The 20,045-nt window shown below is 65.6% G+C and carries 31 protein-coding genes; all 31 read left to right on the top strand.

Going from position 1 to position 20,045, the window contains the following annotated elements; translation table 11 throughout:
- Positions 1-73 precede the first annotated feature (73 nt).
- The 31 genes from rplB (at position 74) to EFAMC1_RS00295 (ending at position 19,994) form a co-directional block, all read left to right on the top strand.
- Positions 74-907: a 50S ribosomal protein L2 gene (rplB, locus tag EFAMC1_RS00145; RefSeq protein WP_154052323.1), complete on the top strand. Its 834-nt coding sequence runs from the start codon at positions 74-76 to the stop codon at positions 905-907.
- A 24-nt stretch (positions 908-931) separates the two neighbouring features.
- On the top strand, positions 932-1,192 hold the full coding sequence (gene rpsS / locus EFAMC1_RS00150) for a 30S ribosomal protein S19 (protein WP_154052324.1): 261 nt from the start codon (positions 932-934) through the stop codon (positions 1,190-1,192).
- 15 nt (positions 1,193-1,207) lie between these two features.
- Positions 1,208-1,573: a 50S ribosomal protein L22 gene (rplV, locus tag EFAMC1_RS00155; RefSeq protein WP_154052325.1), complete on the top strand. Its 366-nt coding sequence runs from the start codon at positions 1,208-1,210 to the stop codon at positions 1,571-1,573.
- A 6-nt stretch (positions 1,574-1,579) separates the two neighbouring features.
- Positions 1,580-2,287: a 30S ribosomal protein S3 gene (rpsC, locus tag EFAMC1_RS00160; protein WP_154052326.1), complete on the top strand. Its 708-nt coding sequence runs from the start codon at positions 1,580-1,582 to the stop codon at positions 2,285-2,287.
- A complete protein-coding gene (gene rplP, locus EFAMC1_RS00165; protein WP_154052327.1) occupies positions 2,287-2,715 on the top strand; it encodes a 50S ribosomal protein L16 in 429 nt (142 codons plus the stop codon). The genes rpsC and rplP overlap by 1 nt, the downstream gene beginning before the upstream one ends.
- On the top strand, positions 2,715-2,921 hold the full coding sequence (gene rpmC / locus EFAMC1_RS00170; protein ID WP_154052328.1) for a 50S ribosomal protein L29: 207 nt from the start codon (positions 2,715-2,717) through the stop codon (positions 2,919-2,921). The genes rplP and rpmC overlap by 1 nt, the downstream gene beginning before the upstream one ends.
- Before the next feature lie 20 nt (positions 2,922-2,941).
- The gene (gene rpsQ / locus EFAMC1_RS00175) at positions 2,942-3,208 is read left to right on the top strand and encodes a 30S ribosomal protein S17 (protein ID WP_154052329.1); all 267 of its coding nucleotides are present in this window, start codon (positions 2,942-2,944) and stop codon (positions 3,206-3,208) included.
- 119 nt (positions 3,209-3,327) lie between these two features.
- Positions 3,328-3,696 (top strand): 50S ribosomal protein L14, encoded by a 369-nt coding sequence (rplN, locus tag EFAMC1_RS00180; protein ID WP_154052330.1) that lies wholly within the window; start codon positions 3,328-3,330, stop codon positions 3,694-3,696.
- A 21-nt stretch (positions 3,697-3,717) separates the two neighbouring features.
- Positions 3,718-4,041, top strand: coding sequence for a 50S ribosomal protein L24 (gene rplX, locus EFAMC1_RS00185; RefSeq protein WP_187324464.1), 324 nt, complete (start codon positions 3,718-3,720; stop codon positions 4,039-4,041).
- Positions 4,042-4,505: 464 nt separating this feature from the next.
- Positions 4,506-4,793, top strand: a complete 288-nt coding sequence (locus tag EFAMC1_RS00190) for a CDP-alcohol phosphatidyltransferase (RefSeq protein WP_154052332.1) — start codon at positions 4,506-4,508, stop codon at positions 4,791-4,793.
- A gap of 393 nt (positions 4,794-5,186) precedes the next feature.
- A complete protein-coding gene (rplE, locus tag EFAMC1_RS00195) occupies positions 5,187-5,744 on the top strand; it encodes a 50S ribosomal protein L5 (RefSeq protein ID WP_154052333.1) in 558 nt (185 codons plus the stop codon).
- Positions 5,745-5,844: 100 nt separating this feature from the next.
- Entirely contained in the window at positions 5,845-6,030 is a 186-nt protein-coding gene (locus EFAMC1_RS00200; protein WP_073296263.1) for a type Z 30S ribosomal protein S14, read from the top strand.
- A 108-nt stretch (positions 6,031-6,138) separates the two neighbouring features.
- Complete coding sequence (gene rpsH, locus EFAMC1_RS00205; protein ID WP_154052334.1) at positions 6,139-6,537, top strand: 30S ribosomal protein S8; 399 nt, start codon at positions 6,139-6,141, stop codon at positions 6,535-6,537.
- A gap of 28 nt (positions 6,538-6,565) precedes the next feature.
- A complete protein-coding gene (rplF, locus tag EFAMC1_RS00210; protein WP_154052335.1) occupies positions 6,566-7,102 on the top strand; it encodes a 50S ribosomal protein L6 in 537 nt (178 codons plus the stop codon).
- A 68-nt stretch (positions 7,103-7,170) separates the two neighbouring features.
- Positions 7,171-7,539, top strand: a complete 369-nt coding sequence (gene rplR, locus EFAMC1_RS00215) for a 50S ribosomal protein L18 (protein ID WP_154052336.1) — start codon at positions 7,171-7,173, stop codon at positions 7,537-7,539.
- A 12-nt stretch (positions 7,540-7,551) separates the two neighbouring features.
- Positions 7,552-8,076 carry a 30S ribosomal protein S5 gene (gene rpsE, locus EFAMC1_RS00220; RefSeq protein ID WP_154052337.1) on the top strand — a complete coding sequence of 175 codons (525 nt, stop codon included), beginning with the start codon at positions 7,552-7,554 and terminating at the stop codon, positions 8,074-8,076.
- A 2-nt stretch (positions 8,077-8,078) separates the two neighbouring features.
- On the top strand, positions 8,079-8,264 hold the full coding sequence (gene rpmD, locus EFAMC1_RS00225; protein ID WP_154052338.1) for a 50S ribosomal protein L30: 186 nt from the start codon (positions 8,079-8,081) through the stop codon (positions 8,262-8,264).
- 11 nt (positions 8,265-8,275) lie between these two features.
- Positions 8,276-8,725 carry a 50S ribosomal protein L15 gene (gene rplO, locus EFAMC1_RS00230; RefSeq protein ID WP_154052339.1) on the top strand — a complete coding sequence of 150 codons (450 nt, stop codon included), beginning with the start codon at positions 8,276-8,278 and terminating at the stop codon, positions 8,723-8,725.
- Positions 8,719-10,008 carry a preprotein translocase subunit SecY gene (gene secY / locus EFAMC1_RS00235; protein ID WP_154052340.1) on the top strand — a complete coding sequence of 430 codons (1,290 nt, stop codon included), beginning with the start codon at positions 8,719-8,721 and terminating at the stop codon, positions 10,006-10,008. The genes rplO and secY overlap by 7 nt, the downstream gene beginning before the upstream one ends.
- Before the next feature lie 239 nt (positions 10,009-10,247).
- On the top strand, positions 10,248-10,874 hold the full coding sequence (locus EFAMC1_RS00240; protein WP_154052341.1) for an adenylate kinase: 627 nt from the start codon (positions 10,248-10,250) through the stop codon (positions 10,872-10,874).
- Positions 10,871-11,692, top strand: a complete 822-nt coding sequence (gene map, locus EFAMC1_RS00245; RefSeq protein ID WP_154052342.1) for a type I methionyl aminopeptidase — start codon at positions 10,871-10,873, stop codon at positions 11,690-11,692. The genes EFAMC1_RS00240 and map overlap by 4 nt, the downstream gene beginning before the upstream one ends.
- Positions 11,693-11,940: 248 nt before the next feature.
- Positions 11,941-12,159, top strand: a complete 219-nt coding sequence (gene infA, locus EFAMC1_RS00250; RefSeq protein WP_154052343.1) for a translation initiation factor IF-1 — start codon at positions 11,941-11,943, stop codon at positions 12,157-12,159.
- 180 nt (positions 12,160-12,339) lie between these two features.
- Positions 12,340-12,453, top strand: coding sequence for a 50S ribosomal protein L36 (gene rpmJ, locus EFAMC1_RS00255; protein WP_154052344.1), 114 nt, complete (start codon positions 12,340-12,342; stop codon positions 12,451-12,453).
- 15 nt (positions 12,454-12,468) lie between these two features.
- Positions 12,469-12,840: a 30S ribosomal protein S13 gene (gene rpsM, locus EFAMC1_RS00260; protein ID WP_154052345.1), complete on the top strand. Its 372-nt coding sequence runs from the start codon at positions 12,469-12,471 to the stop codon at positions 12,838-12,840.
- Between the two features lie 13 nt (positions 12,841-12,853).
- Positions 12,854-13,261, top strand: coding sequence for a 30S ribosomal protein S11 (rpsK, locus tag EFAMC1_RS00265; protein ID WP_154052346.1), 408 nt, complete (start codon positions 12,854-12,856; stop codon positions 13,259-13,261).
- A 19-nt stretch (positions 13,262-13,280) separates the two neighbouring features.
- Positions 13,281-13,874, top strand: a complete 594-nt coding sequence (gene rpsD, locus EFAMC1_RS00270) for a 30S ribosomal protein S4 (protein ID WP_154052347.1) — start codon at positions 13,281-13,283, stop codon at positions 13,872-13,874.
- Positions 13,875-13,895: 21 nt separating this feature from the next.
- Positions 13,896-14,837, top strand: coding sequence for a DNA-directed RNA polymerase subunit alpha (locus EFAMC1_RS00275; protein ID WP_154052348.1), 942 nt, complete (start codon positions 13,896-13,898; stop codon positions 14,835-14,837).
- Positions 14,838-14,871: 34 nt separating this feature from the next.
- Positions 14,872-15,357, top strand: coding sequence for a 50S ribosomal protein L17 (gene rplQ / locus EFAMC1_RS00280; protein ID WP_154052349.1), 486 nt, complete (start codon positions 14,872-14,874; stop codon positions 15,355-15,357).
- 199 nt (positions 15,358-15,556) lie between these two features.
- Entirely contained in the window at positions 15,557-18,220 is a 2,664-nt protein-coding gene (locus EFAMC1_RS00285) for an ATP-binding cassette domain-containing protein (protein ID WP_187324463.1), read from the top strand.
- Between the two features lie 8 nt (positions 18,221-18,228).
- On the top strand, positions 18,229-19,131 hold the full coding sequence (truA, locus tag EFAMC1_RS00290) for a tRNA pseudouridine(38-40) synthase TruA (protein ID WP_154052351.1): 903 nt from the start codon (positions 18,229-18,231) through the stop codon (positions 19,129-19,131).
- A 119-nt stretch (positions 19,132-19,250) separates the two neighbouring features.
- Positions 19,251-19,994: a hypothetical protein gene (locus EFAMC1_RS00295; RefSeq protein ID WP_154052352.1), complete on the top strand. Its 744-nt coding sequence runs from the start codon at positions 19,251-19,253 to the stop codon at positions 19,992-19,994.
- Positions 19,995-20,045: the final 51 nt, after the last annotated feature.

A 20,045-nucleotide genomic window follows, 5' to 3' on the forward strand; every position in this document is an offset into this window, starting at 1 on the left:
GCGCCGTCACCGCAGGAAGCTGGCCTCATCCCTTGAGCGGGATGGCCAACGGAAACAAGAAAGGGAATGCAACATGGGAGTCAAGCACCTCAAGCCCACCAGCGCCGGCAGGCGTTGGCAGACGGTCTCGGACTTCGCCGAGATCACCACTGACAAGCCTGAGAAGTCGCTGCTCGAGCCGCTGCCCAAGAAGGCCGGCCGCAACAACTTCGGCCGCATCACCACCCGTCACCAGGGCGGCGGCCACAAGCGTCAGTACCGCATCATCGACTTCAAGCGCAACAAGGACGGTGTGCCGGCCAAGGTCGCTACCATCGAGTACGACCCCAACCGCTCCGCCCGCATCGCGCTCCTGCACTACGTCGACGGCGCCAAGGCCTACATCCTCTGCCCGAAGGGCCTCTCCGTGGGCGACACCGTCGTCTCCGGCGTCGACGCCGACATCAAGCCCGGCAACACCCTGCCGCTGTCCGAGATTCCCGTCGGTACGCTCGTGCACGCCGTCGAGTTCCAGCCGGGCAAGGGCGCTGCCATCGCCCGTTCCGCCGGCAACTCCTGCCAGCTCATGGGCAAGGAGGGTGGCTACGCCATCCTGCGCATGCCCTCCTCCGAGATGCGCCGCGTGCTCATCACCTGCCGCGCCACCATCGGTGAGGTCGGCAACGCCGAGCACGCCAACATCAAGGGCGGCAAGGCCGGCCGTAGCCGCTGGAAGGGCATCCGCCCGACGGTCCGCGGTACGGTCATGAACCCGGTCGACCACCCGCACGGCGGCGGCGAGGGCAAGAACCACACCTCCGGTCGTCCGTCCGTCTCCCCGTGGGGCAAGCCGGCCAAGGGCAAGAAGACGCGTGACCCGAAGAAGTCCACGAACCGCCTGATCATCCGTCGTCGCAAGACGAAGTAACACGAGAAGTAGGAGAAAGCACCTATGAGCAGAAGTCTCAAGAAGGGCCCGTTCGTGGAGACTCGCCTCCTTTCGCGTGTTGCCGCGCAGAACGAGGCTGGTACGAAGGAGGTCATCAAGACCTGGTCGCGTTCCTCGACCATCTTCCCGGAGATGGTGGGCCACACGATCGCCGTCCACGATGGCCGCAAGCACGTGCCCGTGTACATCACCGAGTCCATGGTCGGGCACAAGCTGGGCGAGTTCGCCCCCACCCGCACCTTCCGCGGTCACAAGGCCAACTAGGGGGTTTAGCAACAGATGGCACAGAAGAACACCAATCCCAACTGGGTCTCCGCGACCGCGCGCTACGTGCACGTGGCCCCGCGCAAGGCTCGCCTCGTTGTCGACATGATCCGCAACAAGCCGGTTGACCGCGCCCTCGAGCTGCTTCAGTTCTGCGAGCGCGCCGTGGCCGTCGACGTCGAGAAGGTTCTCCGCTCCGCCATGGCCAACGCGTACCAGAACAAGGGCATCCGCCCGGACGACCTGGTCATCGCCGCCGCCTATGTGGACGAGGGCCCCACGCTCAAGCGCATCCGTCCGCGCGCCAAGGGCTCCGCGAGCCGCATCAACAAGCGCACGAGCCACATCACCGTCACCGTCGCTCCCCGAAAGGAGGCGTAAAGCCACATGGGTCAGAAGGTTTCCCCCACTGGTTTCCGCCTCGGTGTCACCGAGAACTGGCGCTCCCGTTGGTACGCCGACAAGGACTACGCCACCACGCTCGGCAATGACCTTGAGATCCGCAAGTTCCTGACCAAGCGCCTCGAGCGCGCCGCCCTCTCCCGCGTGGAAATCGAGCGTGCCGGCGACAAGGTGAAGGTCACCATCTACACCGCTCGCCCGGGCATCGTCATCGGCAAGAAGGGCGCCGAGATCGACGCCCTGCGCGGCGAGCTCGAGAAGATCGCCAAGGTCGGCAAGGGTCAGATCAACGTCGACGTCATCGAGGTCAAGCGCCCCGAGCTCGACGCCTCCCTCGTCGCCCAGTCCATCGCCGAGCAGCTCGAGCAGCGCATCGCCTTCCGTCGCGCCATGCGCAAGGCCGTGCAGTCCGCCCGCAAGGCCGGCGCCAAGGGCATCCGCATCCAGTGCTCCGGTCGTCTCGGCGGCGCCGAGATGGGTCGCCGCGAGTGGTACCGCGAGGGTCGCGTGCCCCTGCACACCCTGCGTGCCTGCATCGACTTCGGCGAGGCCACCGCTCGCACCACGATGGGTGCCTGCGGCGTGAAGGTCTGGATCTACGTCGGCGAGAAGCTCCCCGGCCAGCCTAAGCCGCAGCCGTCGCTCGAGGGCTCCTCGCGTCCCCGTCGCCGCAATGAGAGGAGGGGCAACTAATGCTGGCTCCTAAGCGAATTCTCCACCGCAAGGTGCAGCGTGGCTCCATGAAGGGTCACGCCAAGGGCAATACCCAGCTCTACTTTGGCGAGTACGGCATCCAGGCCCTCGAGGCCCACTGGATCACCAACCGCCAGATCGAGGCCGCCCGTGTCGCCATCACGCGTTACATGAAGCGTGGCGGCAAGGTCTGGATCACGATCTTCCCGGACAAGCCCGTCTCCAAGAAGCCCGCCGAGACCCGCATGGGCAAGGGTAAGGGTAACCCCGAGGAGTGGGTGGCCGTCGTCAAGCCCGGCCGCGTCATGTTCGAGGTTGGCGGCGTCGACGAGGCTACCGCCAAGGAGGCCCTGCGTCTCGCCCAGCACAAGCTGCCCATCAAGACCAAGATCATCACCCGCGCCGATCAGGCTGGGGAGGATAAGTAATGAAGATGACCGACATCCGCGAGCTCTCGGACGAGGAGCTCACCAAGAAGCTTGAGGACGGCCGTGCCGAGCTCTTCAACCTGCGTTTCCAGATGGCCACGAGCCAGCTGGACAACACGGCTCGCGTCAAGACCGTCAAGCGTGACATTGCCCGCGTCCAGACCGAGATGCGCGCCCGTCAGATCGCAGCCGAGTCTGCGAAGTAGAAGAGTCGAGGGAGTAGAACATGAGCGATACCGAGGCTCGCAATCAGCGCAAGGTGCGCGTGGGCGTCGTCACCTCCATCTCCGGTGCCAAGACCGTCACGGTGAAGATCGACAACCGCAAGCGTCACCCCAAGTACGGCAAGATGATCACCATCACCAAGAAGCTCCACTGCCACGACGAGAACGAGGTCTGCAACCTCGGCGACACTGTCAAGGTCATGGAGACGCGTCCCCTGTCCAAGACGAAGCGCTGGCGCGTCGTCGAGGTCGTCGAGGCCGCGAAGTAACATCCGAGGCCTCATCTGGCGGCACCGTCTTTTGGCGGTGCCCGTCAGGGCCATTCCGGCCACGTGCGCCGCTCGAGTGGGCGCACCTCTGAGCCGGCAGTTCCGAAAGGGATTTCGCAATGATTCAGATGCAGACCATGCTCACCGTGGCCGACAACTCCGGTGCCAAGCGCGTGAGGTGCATTAAGGTCATCGGCGGCTCCAAGCGCCGCTACGCCGGCCTTGCCGACGTCATCATCGGTGCCGTGCAGGAGGCCACCCCGGGTGCTGCCGTCAAGAAGGGCGACGTCGTGCGTTGCGTCGTCGTGCGCACCGTCAAGGAGAACCGTCGCAAGGACGGCAGCTACATCAAGTTCGATCAGAACGCCTGCGTCCTGATCGACAAGGACGGTAACCCCAAGGGCACCCGTATCTTTGGGCCCGTCGCCCGTGAGCTGCGCGATCACAAGTACATGAAGATCGTCTCGCTCGCGCCCGAGACGCTGTAAGGAGTTGCCACCATGGCTAAGATGAAGATCAAGAAGGGCGACACCGTTCAGGTGATCTCCGGCAAGGACAAGGGCAAGCGCGGCCTGGTCGTGCGTGCTCTTCCGCGTGAGGGCAAGGTCGTCGTCGAGGGCGTCGCTGTTGCCAAGAAGGCCCAGCGCCCGACGCAAGAGAACCAGCAGGGCGGCTTCGTCAACAAGGAGATGCCGATCGACGTCTCCAACGTTGCCCTCATCGACCCCAAGACCGACAAGCCCACGCGCGTCGGCATCCGCATCGAGGCTGACGGCACCAAGGTGCGCGTCGCCAAGAAGAGCGGCGAGGTCATCCCCGAGCCCGAGCGCTAGGCTCTCGGCTCCGACCTGCTCGCGTTGCCAAGCAAGCCCCGTCTGCCCACCGGCAGACGGGGCTTTTTGTGTGCGAAGCGGCTCTCCCCGATGCGCCCCGCAAACGACGCGGCGTACTTCAAGCCCATAACCTCCGACGTTTTCCATCACTGTCATCACTCCCAACATCAGCCGATGCGTTCACTTCACTTCCGCCCGAGCCAGCTCGTATGTCCCTCGCCAACATCAAACCCAAGCTACTGAGGCATCGGGAGCGCAAAGACGTCATGCAAGCACGACAAACGCCGACCACCGCGCCCTCCGCCTACCGTTCCGCGAATAATCAGACCGCTCGCGGGTGCGCCGCGCGTTTTCCCTGCCGCCTGGGAGACTCTGAGATAACGGGCTTTTCCGCTGTCGGCCGCCGCCCGGTGGTCGACTCATCCGTCGGCGCGCGTGCGTCCGGCAGGACGAAAGGGGTCACCATGGGAGTGATGGCAGAGGATTCGATCGAGATTTCGCCCGACGAGCTTGACGGCTATCTCCGCGCCAAGACAAGGCTGTTCGCCAAGGTGGGGGAGGAGACGTACTACGTGACCCACACCGACGGCTACTGGCGCGTGCAGGATTGCGGCAAGCTCAACGACAAGGGCCACTTCACCGACTGCTCGGAGCTTGTCCCCACGGTGAACGAGGTGCTCCACCTGCCCTGCATCGACGGCAAGTCGCTCTACGACGTGGCACCCATTGCGGAGTTCTTCGACAGCATCTAGATTCCGGCGGCTCACATCGTGCCGCGACAAGGCGAGAGAAGCGGGGCTCGGGGCAGGCGCCTCGGGCCCCGCTTCTCTTGATGTGGGCGCGTTTGAACCGGGAATGTGACATATCATCCGGAAGGAAATGTGACAGCGGGCGAGCTGTGTGGATGCTGTGTGAACTCAGCTGCCCACAGACGGCAAAACTCTAGCTTGTTGTGGAAACCAAGCCGTCATTGTCATATCCTAGTGAGCTGCACTGTGAAGGCTCCTGGCGGTTAGCCGCCGCACAGGAGGCGCGAGAGTAACGGGGCATCGGCCGCACGCCGCGGCCAACGCAACGCGCAGAACCCATGCGTGGGCGTCACGACCTGCGCCAACCCCGCGCTTAAAACCCCAGAAGGAGTGAACATGGCTGAAGAGAAGTACGTTCCCCGCCTCAAGACCAAGTACAAGGACGAGGTCCGCGCCGAGCTTGTCAAGCAGTTTGGCTACACCAACCCGATGACCGTTCCCCAGATCGAGAAGATCGTCGTGAACATGGGCGTCGGCGAGGCCGCCACCGATTCCAAGGCCATCGACGGTGCCGTCGCCGACCTGCGCGCCATCACCGGCCAGCAGCCCACCATCCGTCGCGCCCGCAAGTCCATCGCCACCTTCCACCTGCGCGAGGGCCAGCCCATCGGCGCCAAGGTGACGCTGCGCGGCGACCGCATGTGGGACTTCCTCGACCGCCTCATCTCCATCGCCATCCCGCGCATCCGCGACTTCCGCGGTATCTCCGCCAAGAGCTTCGACGGCCGTGGCAACTTCTCCATGGGCGTCACCGAGCAGCTCATCTTCCCGGAGATTGAGTTCGACAAGATCGATCGCACCCGCGGCATGGACATCACCATCGTCACCACCGCGAAGACCAATGAGGAGGGCAAGGCCCTGCTCGACGCCTTCAACTTCCCGTTCAAGAAGTAGTTGGTACCACCGCCGCCGGGACCCCTCGGCGGCGTGCCGCGCTTGCGCGGTATAGGCAAAGCCACGCACAGGGCGTGGCCGTCTCCCTGAAGGAGGATTTGTGGCTAAGACATCGATGATCGTCAAGGCTCAGCGTGAGCCGAAGTACTCGACGCGCACCCAGAACCGCTGCCAGCGCTGCGGCCGTCCGCACAGCGTCTATCGCAAGTTCGGCCTGTGCCGTGTGTGCTTCCGCGAGCTCGCGAGCAAAGGCGAGCTTCCCGGCGTCCGCAAGGCGAGCTGGTAGGGGCAACCCTCCACTCCAGGACAAAAGGAAGACTCCCGTCCAGGCGCCTCGGCCATGGGTCCAGGTGAACCGGACGCAGAGGTTCATCCCTAACGAAGGAGAATCCCAATGAACGTTACCGATCCCATTGCAGACATGCTGACGCGCATCCGCAACGGCAATACCGCCGGCAAGGATACCGTCACCATGCCGTCCAGCAAGGTGCTGGTCGAGGTCGCCCGAGTCATCTCGGAGGAGGGCTACATCGAGGGCTATGCCGTCGAGGACACCAAGCCCCAGAAGACCCTGACCGTCAGCCTCAAGTACGGCATGCGCCACGCCCGCGTCATCCGCGGCATCAAGCGCATCTCCAAGCCCGGCCTGCGCATCTACTCCAAGGCCGAGGACCTTCCGCGCGTCCTCGGTGGCCTGGGCACTGCCGTCATCTCCACCTCCAAGGGCATGATGTGCGACCGCGACGCCCGCAAGCTCGGCGTCGGCGGCGAGGTCATCGCCTACATCTGGTAACTCACGGCAGGATAGGAAAGGAGACACCATGTCCCGCATCGGCAAGAAGCCTGTCCAGATTCCCGCCGGAGTCACTGTGACAGTCAATGGCAACCACGTGCACGTCAAGGGCCCCAAGGGCGAGCTTGACCGCTCGTTCTCCGACCTCGTGACCATCGCTGAGGAGGGCGAGGAACTCCTCGTCACCGTCAACGACGAGTCACGCGAGGCCAACGCCCAGCACGGCCTTACCCGCACGCTGCTCCACAACATGGTCGTCGGCGTCTCCGAGGGCTTCAGCAAGCAGCTCGAGCTCACCGGCGTCGGCTACCGTGTCGCGCTCAAGGGCAAGAACCTCGACCTCTCCCTTGGTTACTCGCACCCCGTCATCTTCGAGGCGCCGGACGACATCTCCTTCGAGTGCCCCGACAACACGCACATCATTGTGAAGGGCATCTCCAAGGAGCAGGTTGGCCAGGTTGCCGCCGAGATCCGCATGAAGCGTCCGCCCGAGCCGTACAAGGGCAAGGGCATCCACTACATGGGCGAGCACATCCGCAGGAAGCTCGGCAAGGCCGCCAAGTAGCGCCAAACGTCCACGTCATACGAAGTCCGTCACCCTGTCAGGTGGCGGCGTGACCAAGGAGAATTCTTATGGACAAGCATCAGGCAAAGCGCGCGGGCCTCAAGCGCCGCGAGCGCCGCGTCCGCTCGAAGATCTGCGGCACTGCCAAGCGTCCGCGCCTCTCCGTGCACCGTACCAACGCCAACATCTATGCCCAGGTCATCGACGACGTCGACGCTAAGACGATTTGCACTGCGTCGACCCTCGACCCTGAGTTCCGCGCCACCGGCAAGCTGGGTTCCAACAAGGAGGCCGCCGAGATCGTGGGCGAGCTCGTGGGCAAGCGTGCTCTCGAGAAGGGCATCACCGAGGTCACGTTCGACCGCGGTGGTCGCATCTACCACGGCCGCGTGAAGGCTCTCGCTGACGGTGCCCGCTCCGCGGGCCTGAAGTTCTAGGAGGTATCTGTAATGGCTCGTAACCAAAAGCAGCAGCGCGACGCCTCCGAGCTCCAGGAGCGCGTTGTCTACATTCACCGCGTCTCCAAGACCGTCAAGGGCGGCCGCCGCATGTCTCTCGTGGCCCTCGTGGTCGTGGGCGACGGCAAGGGCAACGTGGGCCTTGGCATGGGCAAGTCCGCCGAGGTGCCCCTGGCCATCCAGAAGGCCTCGGACAACGCCAAAAAGAACATGTTCAAGGTGCCCGTCACCGAGACCGGCTCTGTGCCCCACGACGTCCTCGGCGAGTTTGGTGCCGGTCGAGTGCTCATCAAGCCGGCCATTGAGGGTACCGGCGTCATCGCCGGCGGCCCCATTCGCCCGCTCTTCGAGCTCGCTGGCATCAAGAACGTCCTGTCCAAGTCCATGGGCAGCAGCAACGGCCTCAACATCATCAAGGCCGCTGCCGAGGCCCTGAAGCAGCTCTCCAGCCCCGAGGAGACCGCCGAGCGTCGCGGCCTCACCGTCGCTGAGATGTTCGTCGGGAAGGAGAACTAGCCATGGCGAAGACCCTCACGATCAAGCTCGTGAAGAGCCCGATTTGTGGCGTCAAGAAGGACCAGACGGCCACCGTCCGCGCCCTGGGACTCCACAAGGTCAACAGCGTCGTCGAGCAGCCTGACAACGAGAGCATCCGCGGGATGATCTTCAAGGTCAAGCACCTCGTCACCGTGGAAGAGAACTAGGAGTCACACCAATGCAGCTCAACGATCTGCGTCCTGCTGAGGGCGCCAAGAAGGCCCGCAAGCGCATCGGGCGCGGCAACTCCTCCGGCTACGGCACCACGGCCGGCCGCGGCACCAAGGGCGCTGGCTCCCGTGCCGGCAAGCAGAAGGGCGCCGGCTTCGAGGGCGGCCAGACGCCGCTCGCGATGCGTCTCCCGAAGCTCCCCGGCTTCAACAACCGCAACCGCGTCGAGTACGTGCCCGTGAACGTCGCTCGCCTCGACGCCTACTTCGCCGACGGTGACGTCGTCGACTGCCCGAGTCTGCTCGCCAAGGGCATCGTGAAGTACGCCTACGAGCCCATCAAGGTTCTTGGTGACGGCGAGATCACCAAGAAGCTCACCGTCAAGGTCGACAAGGTCTCTGCGTCTGCCAAGGCCAAGATTGAGGCCGCCGGTGGAAAGGTCGAGCTCCCGTGCTAAAAGGCATCCTCAACGCGTTTCGCGTGAAGGAGCTTCGGGATAAGATCCTGCTCACGGTGGGCATCCTCGTGCTGTACAGGATCGGGGCATATGTCCCCGTGCCGGGCATCCCCTTCCAGGGGATGCTCTCGGCATATCAGTCGAGCTCCAGCGCAAACAGCGCCATTGCCGTCCTCAACCTGTTCAGCGGTGGCGCCCTGTCTCGCGTGTCGGTGTTCTGCCTCGGCATCATGCCCTACATCACGGCCCAGATCATCATGCAGATGCTCCAGGCCGTTGTGCCGAGCCTCGGAACGCTTGCGCGCGAGGGCGAGGCGGGCCAGCGCAAGGTGACGCAGTACACGCGCTACCTCACCGTTGGCCTGGCCCTGCTGAACTCCGTGGGCTACCTCTTCCTGTTCAAGAGCAAGAGTTTCGGTATCGACTTCTCGCAGGCGGGCTTCCCCGAGGTCCTCATGGACATCGTCGTCGTGGTGTCCATGCTTGCGGGCGCCATCCTCATCATGTGGATGGGCGAGGTCATTACCCAGCGCGGCATCGGAAACGGCATGAGCCTCATCATCTTTGCCAACATCATGGCGGGCCTGCCCACGTCGATCATCCAGTCGCTACAGACCTCCTCCAACGGCATCATCCTCACGGTGCTGGTGGTCGTGGTCATCCTCGCGGTCGTGCCGTTCATCGTCTACATCGAGCGTGGCCAGCGCCGCATCCCGGTGCAGTACGCCAAGCGCGTGGTGGGTCGTCGCATCATGGGTGGTCAGGCCACGTACCTGCCCATCAAGGTCAACACGGCCGGCGTCATCCCCATCATCTTCGCGAGTGCCATCCTGTACTTCCCCGCGCAGCTCGCGGTGTTCTTCCCCACGGTGGGTTGGATGACCGCCTTCGCCAACGCGGTGAGCACCGGCTGGCTGAACTGGGTCCTCTCGGTCGGCCTCATCGTCGCGTTTGCGTACTTTTACACGTCGATGGTGTTCAACCCCGACGAGACGGCCGATACGCTTCGCAAGCAGGGCGGGTTCATTCCCGGCGTTCGCCCGGGGGCGGCCACTGCGGCCTACATCAAGAACGTGCTCAACCACATCACGCTGCCCGGTTCGCTGTTCTTGGCCATCATCGCCGTGGTTCCGTCGATCCTGTTCACGTTCACGAGCAACTCGCTCATCCAGGCATTTGGCGGCACGTCGATCCTCATCATGGTCGGTGTGGCTCTCGACACGATCTCTCAGCTCGAGAGCCAGCTCAAGACCACCAACTACGAGAGCCTCTTCATCAAGTAGCGGCGCTCTCGCTTACCTGAGCCATCAAGGGGCCGGGACCTTCGGGTCTCGGCCCCTTTTGTGTTGGATGGCGGTGGTGCCGGTCCAAGTTTTTGTCCGCATCCTCCTGCCAACTCCGGCCAAAGCTAGCTGAGCGATTTCCTCCGTGCGGACGTCACGCGTGTGCGGTAGGCTCTACCTAGTGAAGAGTGGCCGCCTGGCGGCCATAGCAAGCAATGCATACCGAGAGGGGACCCAACATGAACATCGTGCTGCTCGGAGCGCCCGGTGCCGGCAAGGGCACGCAGGCGCAGAAGCTCGTCGAGGACTACGGCTTCGCCCACATCTCCACGGGCGACCTGCTCCGCGCCGCGGTAAAGGCCGGCACCAAGCTCGGCGTCAAGGCCAAGTCCTATATGGACGAGGGCAAGCTCGTCCCCGACAAGCTCGTCGTCGATCTCGTGACCGAGCGCCTCGCTGACGACGACACCCAGAAGGGCTTCATCCTCGACGGCTTCCCGCGCAACACCGCCCAGGCCGTCACGCTCGACTCTGCCCTCTCCGAGATGGGCCGCAACCTCGACGCGGCGCTGCTCGTCGACGTCAAGGCCGGGGTCATCGTGAAGCGCCTCTCCTCGCGCCGCACCTGCCGCGACTGCGGCTACACCGCCCCAGCTGGCGTGGACAAGTGCCCCGCCTGCGGTGGCGAGATGTACCAGCGCGACGACGACAAGCCCGAGACGATCCAGAAGCGCCTCGACGTGTACGAGACCCAGACCTCGCCGCTTGTTGAGTACTACCGCGGCAAGGGCCTGCTCAAGGTCGTTGACGGCGACCGTCCGGTCGACGACGTCTACAATGACGTCAAGGAGCTCCTGGCACTATGATCAAGATCAAGACGGCAGCCGAGATCGAGGGCATGAAGCCGGCGGGCGCCCTCTCCAAGCTCGTGCTTCGCCATGTGGGCACCATGATTCGCCCGGGCGTCGAGACCCTCGAGCTCGACCGCGTCGCCGAGAGCATCATCCGCATGCACGGCGGCAAGCCGGCCTTCAAGGGCTACGGCGGATTTCCCGCCTCCATCTGCTGCTCCATCAATGACGAGGTCGTCCACGGCATCCCCACCGCCGCGCGCGTCCTGCAGGACGGCGACATCGTGTCCATCGACACGGGTGTCGTCGTGAACGGCTGGGTGGGCGACAACGCCTGGACCTTCTTCTGCGGCACGCCCAGCACGGCCGACAAGGGCCTCTGCGAGATCACGCGCGATTGCCTCAAGGCCGGCATCGAGCAGGCCGTCCCTGGCAACCGCGTGGGTGACATCGGCCACGCCGTGCAGACACTTGCCGAGGCCAATGGCTATTCGGTGGTCCGCGACTACGTGGGCCACGGCGTGGGCCACGAGATGCACGAGGAGCCCAACGTCCCCAACTACGGCAAGCCCGGCCGCGGCGTCAGGCTCCAGGCTGGCATGGTCATCGCGATTGAGCCTATGATCTGCCTCAAGGGCTACGAGAGCCGCGTCCTTCCCAACCGCTGGACCGTCGTGACCAAAGACGGAGGCACCGCCGCCCACTACGAGAACACCCTCGCCATCACCAACGACGGGCCCGTGATCCTCACCGCCGACGAGGAAGGCCCCTGGTGCCCCATGCAAGGCGGCGAAGCCCTAACCCCGGCCCCAACCCCCTCCCAAGAGGCATAAAGAAGGTCAGAAGCCCAACCCGCGCGCCGGCCACGCGGGTTCTCAGCACCGACTCCGCAGGGGAGGGCGGCATAGGACGAAGTGAGGGGCTAAGCGATTTTCGCGAAGCGAAAGTGACCCCGAACGCAGTCCTATGCTGCCCTCCCCAGCCAACAAAATGTGTAGAACCCGCGTCACCTAGACGGTGCACGGGTTTTTCGGTATGATGTCTAGCTGCTGTGTTGGGGTCTGAGGAGAAGGTAGCAGCATTGAGTAAACAGGACGCAATCGAGCTCGAGGGCAACGTCATCGAGCCGCTGCCTAACGCGATGTTCAACGTCGAGCTCGAGAATGGCCACACCATTCTCTGCACCATCTCCGGGAAGATCCGGATGAACTACATCCGCATCCTCCCCGGCGACAAGGTCGTCGTCGAGATTTCCCCGTACGACCTCCAGCGCGGCCGCATCACCTACCGCTACAAGTAGGCGCGACCCGCACGCGGGCATGGCTCGCAGGGCACCCGGACGGCTCCTACATCCGGGCGTCTTGTCTGCTCTGTCCAAAACGCCGCGTGCTGCGGGAGGCATGCGGACTCAGCCTGGGATATTCACGCCAGCGGCTGGGCGTTCATATAGGTTCGTAAAGCAACACCGAGAGGAAGAACGATGAAAGTACGTCCTTCGGTCAAGAAGATGTGCGACAAGTGCAAGATCATCCGTCGCCATGGCACGGTGTACGTGATTTGCGAGAACCCGCGCCACAAGCAGCGTCAGGGCTAGGAGAGGAGCACCAAGTTGGCCCGTATCAATGGCGTCGACCTCCCGCGCGAGAAGCGCGTCGAGATCGGACTTACCTATATCTTCGGCATCGGCCGCACCGCAGCCTCCAAGATCTGCGCCGAGACCGGCATTGACCCCAGCACGCGTGTCCGCGACCTCACTGAGGACGAGGTCACCAAGATCCGTGACTACATCGATGCCAACTACACGGTCGAGGGCGACCTCCGCCGCGAGACCCGCCAGAACATCGCCCGCCTGATGGAGATTGGCTGCTACCGTGGCCTCCGTCACCGCAAGGGCCTCCCCGTTCGCGGTCAGCGCACGCACACCAACGCTCGCACCCGCAAGGGCAAGAAGCGTCAGGTCGGCGGCAAGAAGAAGAAGTAGGGGAGACTGACACATGGCTACTGCCAAGAAGGGCGTCCAGACCCGCGGACGCATCAAGCGCGCCGACCGCAAGAACATCTCCGTCGGTCAGGCTCACATCAAGAGCACGTTCAACAACACGATCATCTCGATCACCGACCCCCAGGGCAACGTGATCTCCTGGCGCTCCGCCGGTATGGTCGGCTTCAAGGGCTCCCGCAAGTCCACGCCGTTCGCCGCCCAGATGGCTGCCGAGGCGTGCGCCAAGGAGGCCATGGAGCACGGCGTCCACAAGGTGTCCGTCTTCGTGAAGGGCCCGGGCTCGGGTCGCGAGACGGCTATCCGCTCGCTGCAGGCCGCTGGCCTCGAGGTCGCGAGCATCCAGGACAAGACCCCCATCGCGCACAACGGTTGCCGTCCGTGCAAGCGTCGCCGCGTGTAGGTAAGGAAGGAATCTAACTATGGCAGTGGATAGGACTCCTGTCCTTAAGAGGTGCCGCGCGCTCGACATCGACCCGATCGTGATGGGCATCAACAAGAAGTCGAACCGCCAGCCCAAGCGTCAGCGCCGCCAGGAGAGCGAGTACGGCCGTCAGCTCCGCGAGAAGCAGAAGGCCAAGTTCATCTACGGCGTGCTCGAGAAGCAGTTTCGCAGCTACTATAACAAGGCTCTTAAGCTCGAGGGCATCACCGGTGACAACCTGATGACCATCCTCGAGACCCGCCTTGACAACGTGGTCTTCCGTCTCGGCTTTGCCCGCACCCGCAAGGAGGCCCGCCAGACCGTCCGTCATGGCCACATCACCGTGAACGGCAGGCGCGTCGACATCCCCTCCTACCGTGTCAAGAGTGGCGACGTCGTGGCCGTGGGCGCCAAGTACAAGGACCTGCTTCCCATCAAGGAGGCCCTCATCTCCTCCGAGCACATGGCCGTTCCGGCCTGGCTTGAGGTCGACATCGAGAAGCTCCAGGGCACCGTCCTTCAGCTCCCCTCGCGCGACCAGATCGACCTCGACATCGATGCCCAGCTCATCGTCGAGCTCTACTCCAAGTAGTCGACTCGGTTGGAGGTTTGTATGTCCGATTTCATCCGACCCAACGTGTCGGTAGATGAGGTCAGCGAAAACGTTGCCCGCGTGATTGTCGAGCCGCTTGAGCACGGCTATGGCGACACCCTGGGCAACTCCCTCCGTCGCGTGCTGCTCTCCTCGCTCGAGGGCGCCGCTGTGGAGGCCATCCAGATCGACGGCGTGCAGCACGAGTTCACCACGGTCGAGGGCGTCTACGAGGACGTCACCGACATCGTGCTCAACGTCAAGGGTCTTGCGTTCAGGAACATGGGCACCGGTTCGGAGGCTTCGGCCTCGATTTCCATCGACGGTCCGGCCACGGTTACGGGCGGCGACTTCGACATTCCCGCCGAGTTCCAGCTCGTGAACACCGACCACGTGATTTGCACCCTCGGCGAGAGCGCGCACCTCACGATGTCGATGCGTATCGGCACCGGCCGCGGCTACGTCTCCGGCGAGGACAACGAGCGCGAGGACGATCCCATCGGGCTCATCCACGTGGACTCGCTCTTTTCGCCCGTGCGCCGCTGCGCCAAGGCCGTCGAGCCCTGCCGCGTCGGCCAGCACACCGACTACGACCGTCTCGTCCTCGAGGTCGAGACCAACGGCGGTGTCACGCCGCGCGAGGCCGTCGTCGAGGCTGCCAACATCATCGACCAGCACATGGGTGCCTTCATGGCCCTGGCCGACGAGAACGAGCAGACCGAGGAGCCGTCCATCTTTGCCGCCGGCCAGACCGACGACAACTCCGAGCTCGACAAGCAGATCGAGGACCTGGACCTGTCCGTGCGCTCCTACAACTGCCTGAAGCGCGCCGGCATCCACTCCGTTCGCCAGCTGGTGGAGTTCTCCGAGAACGACCTGCTCAACATTCGCAACTTCGGCGTCAAGTCGATCGAGGAAGTCAAGGACAAGCTCGAGTCGATGGGTCTGAGCTTTAAGGCCTAGCCGCCGACGCAGATTCGCATAGGAGTAAGAGACTATGAGGCACTACAAGAAGAGCGGGATGAAGCTTGGCACGGACGCCAGCCACACCAAGGCTATGAAGAAGAGCCTTGTCCAGGCGCTGCTTGCCAACGACCGCATCAAGACGACGCTGCCGCGCGCCAAGGCCATCCGTGGCGACGTCGACCGCATCATCACCTGGGCCAAGAAGGGCGACTTGCACTCCCGTCGCCTCGCCATCGCCAAGCTTGGCGACAAGGAGCTCGTCCGCGAGGTCTTCGAGAAGGCTTCCCAGGGCATGTGGGCCGACCGCAACGGCGGTTACACCCGCATCATGAAGCTCGGTCCCCGCAAGGGCGACAACGCCGAGATCGCGATCATCGAGGTCGTTACCGAGCCGGTCCAGCCCAAGGCCAAGGCCGCCAAGACCGAGGTCAAGAAGGTCGAGGCTGCCCCCGCCGAGGAGGCTCCCGCTGAGGAGGCCCCCAAGGCCGAGGAGACCACCGAGGAGAAGGCCGAGTAACTCGCGCCGACTGCTTGGAACAACGCGTAATGTCGCAAGGGGCTCGGCTTTGGCCGGGCCCCTTTCTTGTGTGGGAGGCCTGTCCGACGCGATGCCTGGCGACTTGGCTGCCGGCGACCGTGCTCGGTCTCTTCTGTCATGCTTGCATGCGTGACCGATGGCGCGCCCGTGCATGAGCTCGAGAAGAGGGGGAGGGCCCTTGCTGCAGCTTTCCGATGCCCGCTATGCGTATATGGTGTCTCCCCAGGCGGACGGTGGCGCGCCTGCCGGCGAACGGCAGCCGGTGCTTGACGGTGCCTCCCTTGACGTGGCCCCTGGCGAGCTTGTCTGCCTTGTGGGTCCCAACGGCGCGGGTAAGTCGACGCTTGCGCGGGCGCTCTGTGGCACGGTGCGGCTCGATTTCGGATCCGTGCTGCTCGACGGCAAGGTCGCCACGTCGGCTGAGCTCCACCGGGCGGTCGGCTTCGTGCGGCAGGATCCCGAAAGCCAGCTGGTGGCGCCTGTCGTCTTTGACGACGTAGCCTTTGGCCCCTGCAGCCTCGGCCTTCCCGAGGCGGAGATTCGCTCGCGCGTGACCAAGGTGCTTGTGGCCTGCGGGCTTGCGGGCTTCGAAGGGCGTGCTGTCTCAGAGCTCTCCGGCGGGGAGCTGCAGCGCGTCGCGCTGGCTGGCGTGCTCGCCATGCGACCCGTCTACCTCGCGCTCGACGAGGTGACGTCGCAGCTCGACGCCTCCGCTCGTACGGACGTGCGGGCCATCGTGCGCCGGGCCGTCTCCGGGGGCGTCGGCGTGCTGCTCGTCACGCATGACGTGGAGGAGATGGCTGCCGCCGACCGCGTTGTGCTCATGGCGGATGGACGCATCTCGTGGGCCGGCACGCCGGGTGAGTTCTTCGGCGATGCGGAGGTCGTGCGGCGGGCCGGGCTGGGACGCGTGCCGCTCGGCGAGCTGTTATGCCGTCTGTCGCGAGACGGATTCCTGTTCGGGCCGTCGCTGGATGCGAGTCGGCTCATTGGCGCTATCGAGGATGATGGCTTCGCTGGTGAGGCGCGTGAGGCTCTCGGTGGCGGGCGTCTCGGTGAGGCGTCTGAGCCGATACGCGAGATCTCGTCCCATACCTCTTCGCTGGTCGCTCGCGACGTGGCCGTCCGTTTCGAGGGCACGGCCGCGCTCGACGGCGCGACCGTGACCGCCGCGCCCGGCCGCGTGCTGCTCGTCTCCGGACGGTCCGGCTCGGGCAAGTCGACGCTTGCGGGCGTGCTTGCGGGCGTGCTGGAAACCGACGCCGGCGAGGCACGGCTGGGCGACTCGCCCGTTCGGCCCGGCATGGTGGGTCTCTGTCAGCAGCGAGCCGAGAACCAGCTGTTCTGCGACACCGTGCTTGACGACGTGGCCTTTGGCCCGCGCAACCTTGGTGCCGCCACGGACGAGGCGGATGCGCGCGCCCGGGAGGCCCTGCGGAGCCTTGGCGTGGACGAGGTGCTTTGGGGACGCTCGCCCTTTGCCCTTTCGGGCGGACAGCGGCGACGCGTGGCACTTGCTGGTGTCGTGGCCATGCGACCCGGCGCGTATGTGCTCGACGAACCTACGAACGGCCTCGACGCCGAGGGTCGCGACCAGCTGCACGCCGTGGTTCGCCGCTTGGCCGCGGCTGGGGCGGCCGCCGTCGTCATCAGCCATGACGTGGGCGAGTGGCTCCGCGTGGTAGACGACGTCGTGCTGCTCGCGAGCGGTTGCGTGGCCTGGCATGGCCCGGCGACCCAGCTGCGCGGCGATACGGCTCCCTTCGCGGCCGCCGGCATGCAGCCCCCGCTCGAGGTGGCCATTCTCGCGCACCTGTCCGACCGCGCTCCCGCCCCGGCCGTGAGCCCCACGTTCCAGTCGGCCGGCCAGGCGCCCGACGTCGCCATGCACCCATCCACCTCCACGCAAGTTAGTCCCGTTATTATCAGTAAACTGGCCAAAAACGGGCAGTTAACTGATAAAAACGAGACGAACGCGAGAGAGGACGGCCTTGGAGAGGCCACCCCTGCCGCCTCCAATGCCGCTGCCACCCCCGTCCCTGCCACTGCTACCCGTGTCCAGCGGTCGCCGCTGTTGGGCAGCTATCGCCCGAAAGATACGCCCCTCCACCACCTCGACGCCCGCGTGAAGCTTGCCTGCCTGCTCGCCGTCACCGTGGCGCTGTTCGCGGCCTCCAGCCCGGTGGCGCTCGCGGCCATGGCCGCGGCCGTTCTCGCAGCCGCCCACCTCGGCGGACTATCCGCCCGAGAGCTTGCCCAGGGCCTGCGCCCCACGGCCATCATCCTCGCGTTCTCCCTGCTCGCCAATGCGTTCGTGGCCGACGGCACGGCAAGCCTCACCCTTGTGGGCCCGCTCGGCATCAGCTACCCGGGCCTCGCGCGCGGGGCGCTCGCCGTCGGCCGTATCGCCGTGCTCGTGTTCGCGGCCCTCGTGCTCAGCGCAACCACGAGCTCCACGGCCGTGGCCGACGCCCTCACGAGCCTCATGGCCCCGCTCAGCCGCCTCGGCGTGCCGGTGGGCGACATCGCCATGACGGTGTCGATCGCCCTGCGCTTCATCCCGCTCACGGCCGAGGAGCTCGTGCGCATCCGAGACGCGCAGCGCGCCCGCGGCGTCGACTTTGCCCAGGGCTCGGTGTCCGCGCGTGTGCGGCGCTGGCTCTCGGTGCTCGCCCCGCTCGTGGTGGCGCTCTTCCGCCGGGCCGACGACCTCGCCCAGGCCATGGCCGAGCGCTGCTATCGTGGGAGGGGTCGCACGCGGCTTACGCGCCCGATGCGCCCCTCTGACCTGCTGGTTCTTGCGGCCGTGGCCATCGGTTGCCTCGTCTGCGCGCTGCTTTAGGAGTCCCCATGACAGCCTGTGAATCCGATAACCGCCCCGCCGTCCAGCCAGATGCCGGTGCCGTCGCCCCCGGCCGCCCCGCCCGCCCCACCATCGCCGATCGCGCAGCAGACCCCGCGGCCCTCGACGGCGCGCTCGTCCTCGAGCTGGGCTACCGCGGCGCGGGCTTCTCGGGCTTTGCCGCTCAGCCGGGCCAGCGTACCGTGGCGGGCGAGGTGACCCGCGCGCTCGAGACGCTCCTGCGCCGTCCCATCGACCTCACCTGCGCCGGCCGTACCGATGCCGGCGTGCACGCGCTTGCCCAGTACGTGAGCGTCCCCGCGACCGCCCCCGAGCTCGCCCGCCCGGGCCGCGGCCTCCTGCGCGGCCTCTCCGCGCTCACCCCCGACGACGTCTCGCCCCGCGCGCTCCTCCGCGCACCCGCGGGCTTCTCCGCGCGCTTCGACGCAAGCTCCCGCAGCTACCGCTACCGAATCGTGGCGGGGGAGGCCCGGCCCGTGCTGGCGTGGGACCACGCCTGGTGGCTTCGCAGCCAGCTGGACGTGGACGCCATGCGCGCCGGTGCCGCGTGCCTCCTCGGCGAGCACGACTTCAAGAGCTTCTGCAAGGCCACCTCGGCCGAGGGCAAGCCCACGCACCGCTGCGTCATGGCGCTCGACGTGCGCGAGCAGGACGAGTGCGGCGAGAGCGTCACCTGTATCGACGTCACGGGCAACGCGTTTCTCCACTCGATGGTGCGCACCATCGCCGGCACGCTCGTGGAGGTGGGCCGGGGGCACCGCGACCCGTCCTGGGTGGCCGACGTCCTTGCCGCTCACGACCGAAAAGCCGCCGGTCCCTGCGCCCCTGCCAAGGGCCTCACCTTCGTGGGGGTAGACTATCCCCCAAACCTGCTGAGTCCCTGGCTGTGAGCGGCGAGGCGGGGGCGGAGACGCGCCAGATGGCAGACCGAGGAGCGAATGCGCAGCCTGGCCATGACCGTCTCGTCCGCGCTCGTCCCGGCTGCCCCGCACCGCCCAAGGAGGTCACCATGTACGAGCGACCGGACGTGCCCAAGCTCTCCGCCAATCGCAACGTCATCGCCGCGGCGGTGATTGCGGTCGTGTTCGTGTCGGTGGCCCTGCTCGTGACCCACCTCTGGCGGCTCGCCAACGAGCACTCCAAACTGGGCAGCTCCAAGCTGAGCGATGCCATCGCGGCGGCGACCGTCTCGCCCGACGCCATCGCGCAGGTGGCCGAGGCTGCCGGCGTCACGCCCACGGGCGACACGGTGGAGGTCGTGGCGTTCCTCGTCACGGCCGACGATGACGAGAAGACCCTCACGGGGCTAAACCTCGCCGCGATCGACGACACGCAGGAGAAGGCCGCGCTGGTAAGCGTGCCGGTGGACGCGCGCGTGGGAACGGCCACGGCCTCGCTGGCCTCGGTCTATGCATCGGGCGGCGCCAAGGGCGTGACCTCGCAGCTGGCGGCCGGCGTGGTGCCGGTGAGCCACATCGTGGTCATGACCGAGTCGGGCTGGGGCGCGTTCATGGAGGCGGCCCAGAGCGGCGCGTCTGCGCTCAAGCGCAGCGCCACCAGGCTGCTCGACGGCATCGTGATGTCCGACCTCGACGCGCAGGGGCTGCTCGACATTGGGCGGCGCGCGGCCTCGGCCGGCATCTCGGCCGATTCGGTCGTGGAGGTGCCCACGGCGGAGGCCTCCGACGCAGCCGGGACCTACCAGCAGGTGGACCCCGCCCAGCTCGCCCTCGCCATCGGCACCGTGGCATAGCCGGGGTGCAATTGGTGCAATTGGTGCAGTTGGGGACGTGTTCGTTCTGCA

This window comes from Olsenella uli, from assembly GCF_901212675.1.
Taxonomy (GTDB): domain Bacteria; phylum Actinomycetota; class Coriobacteriia; order Coriobacteriales; family Atopobiaceae; genus Parolsenella; species Parolsenella uli_B.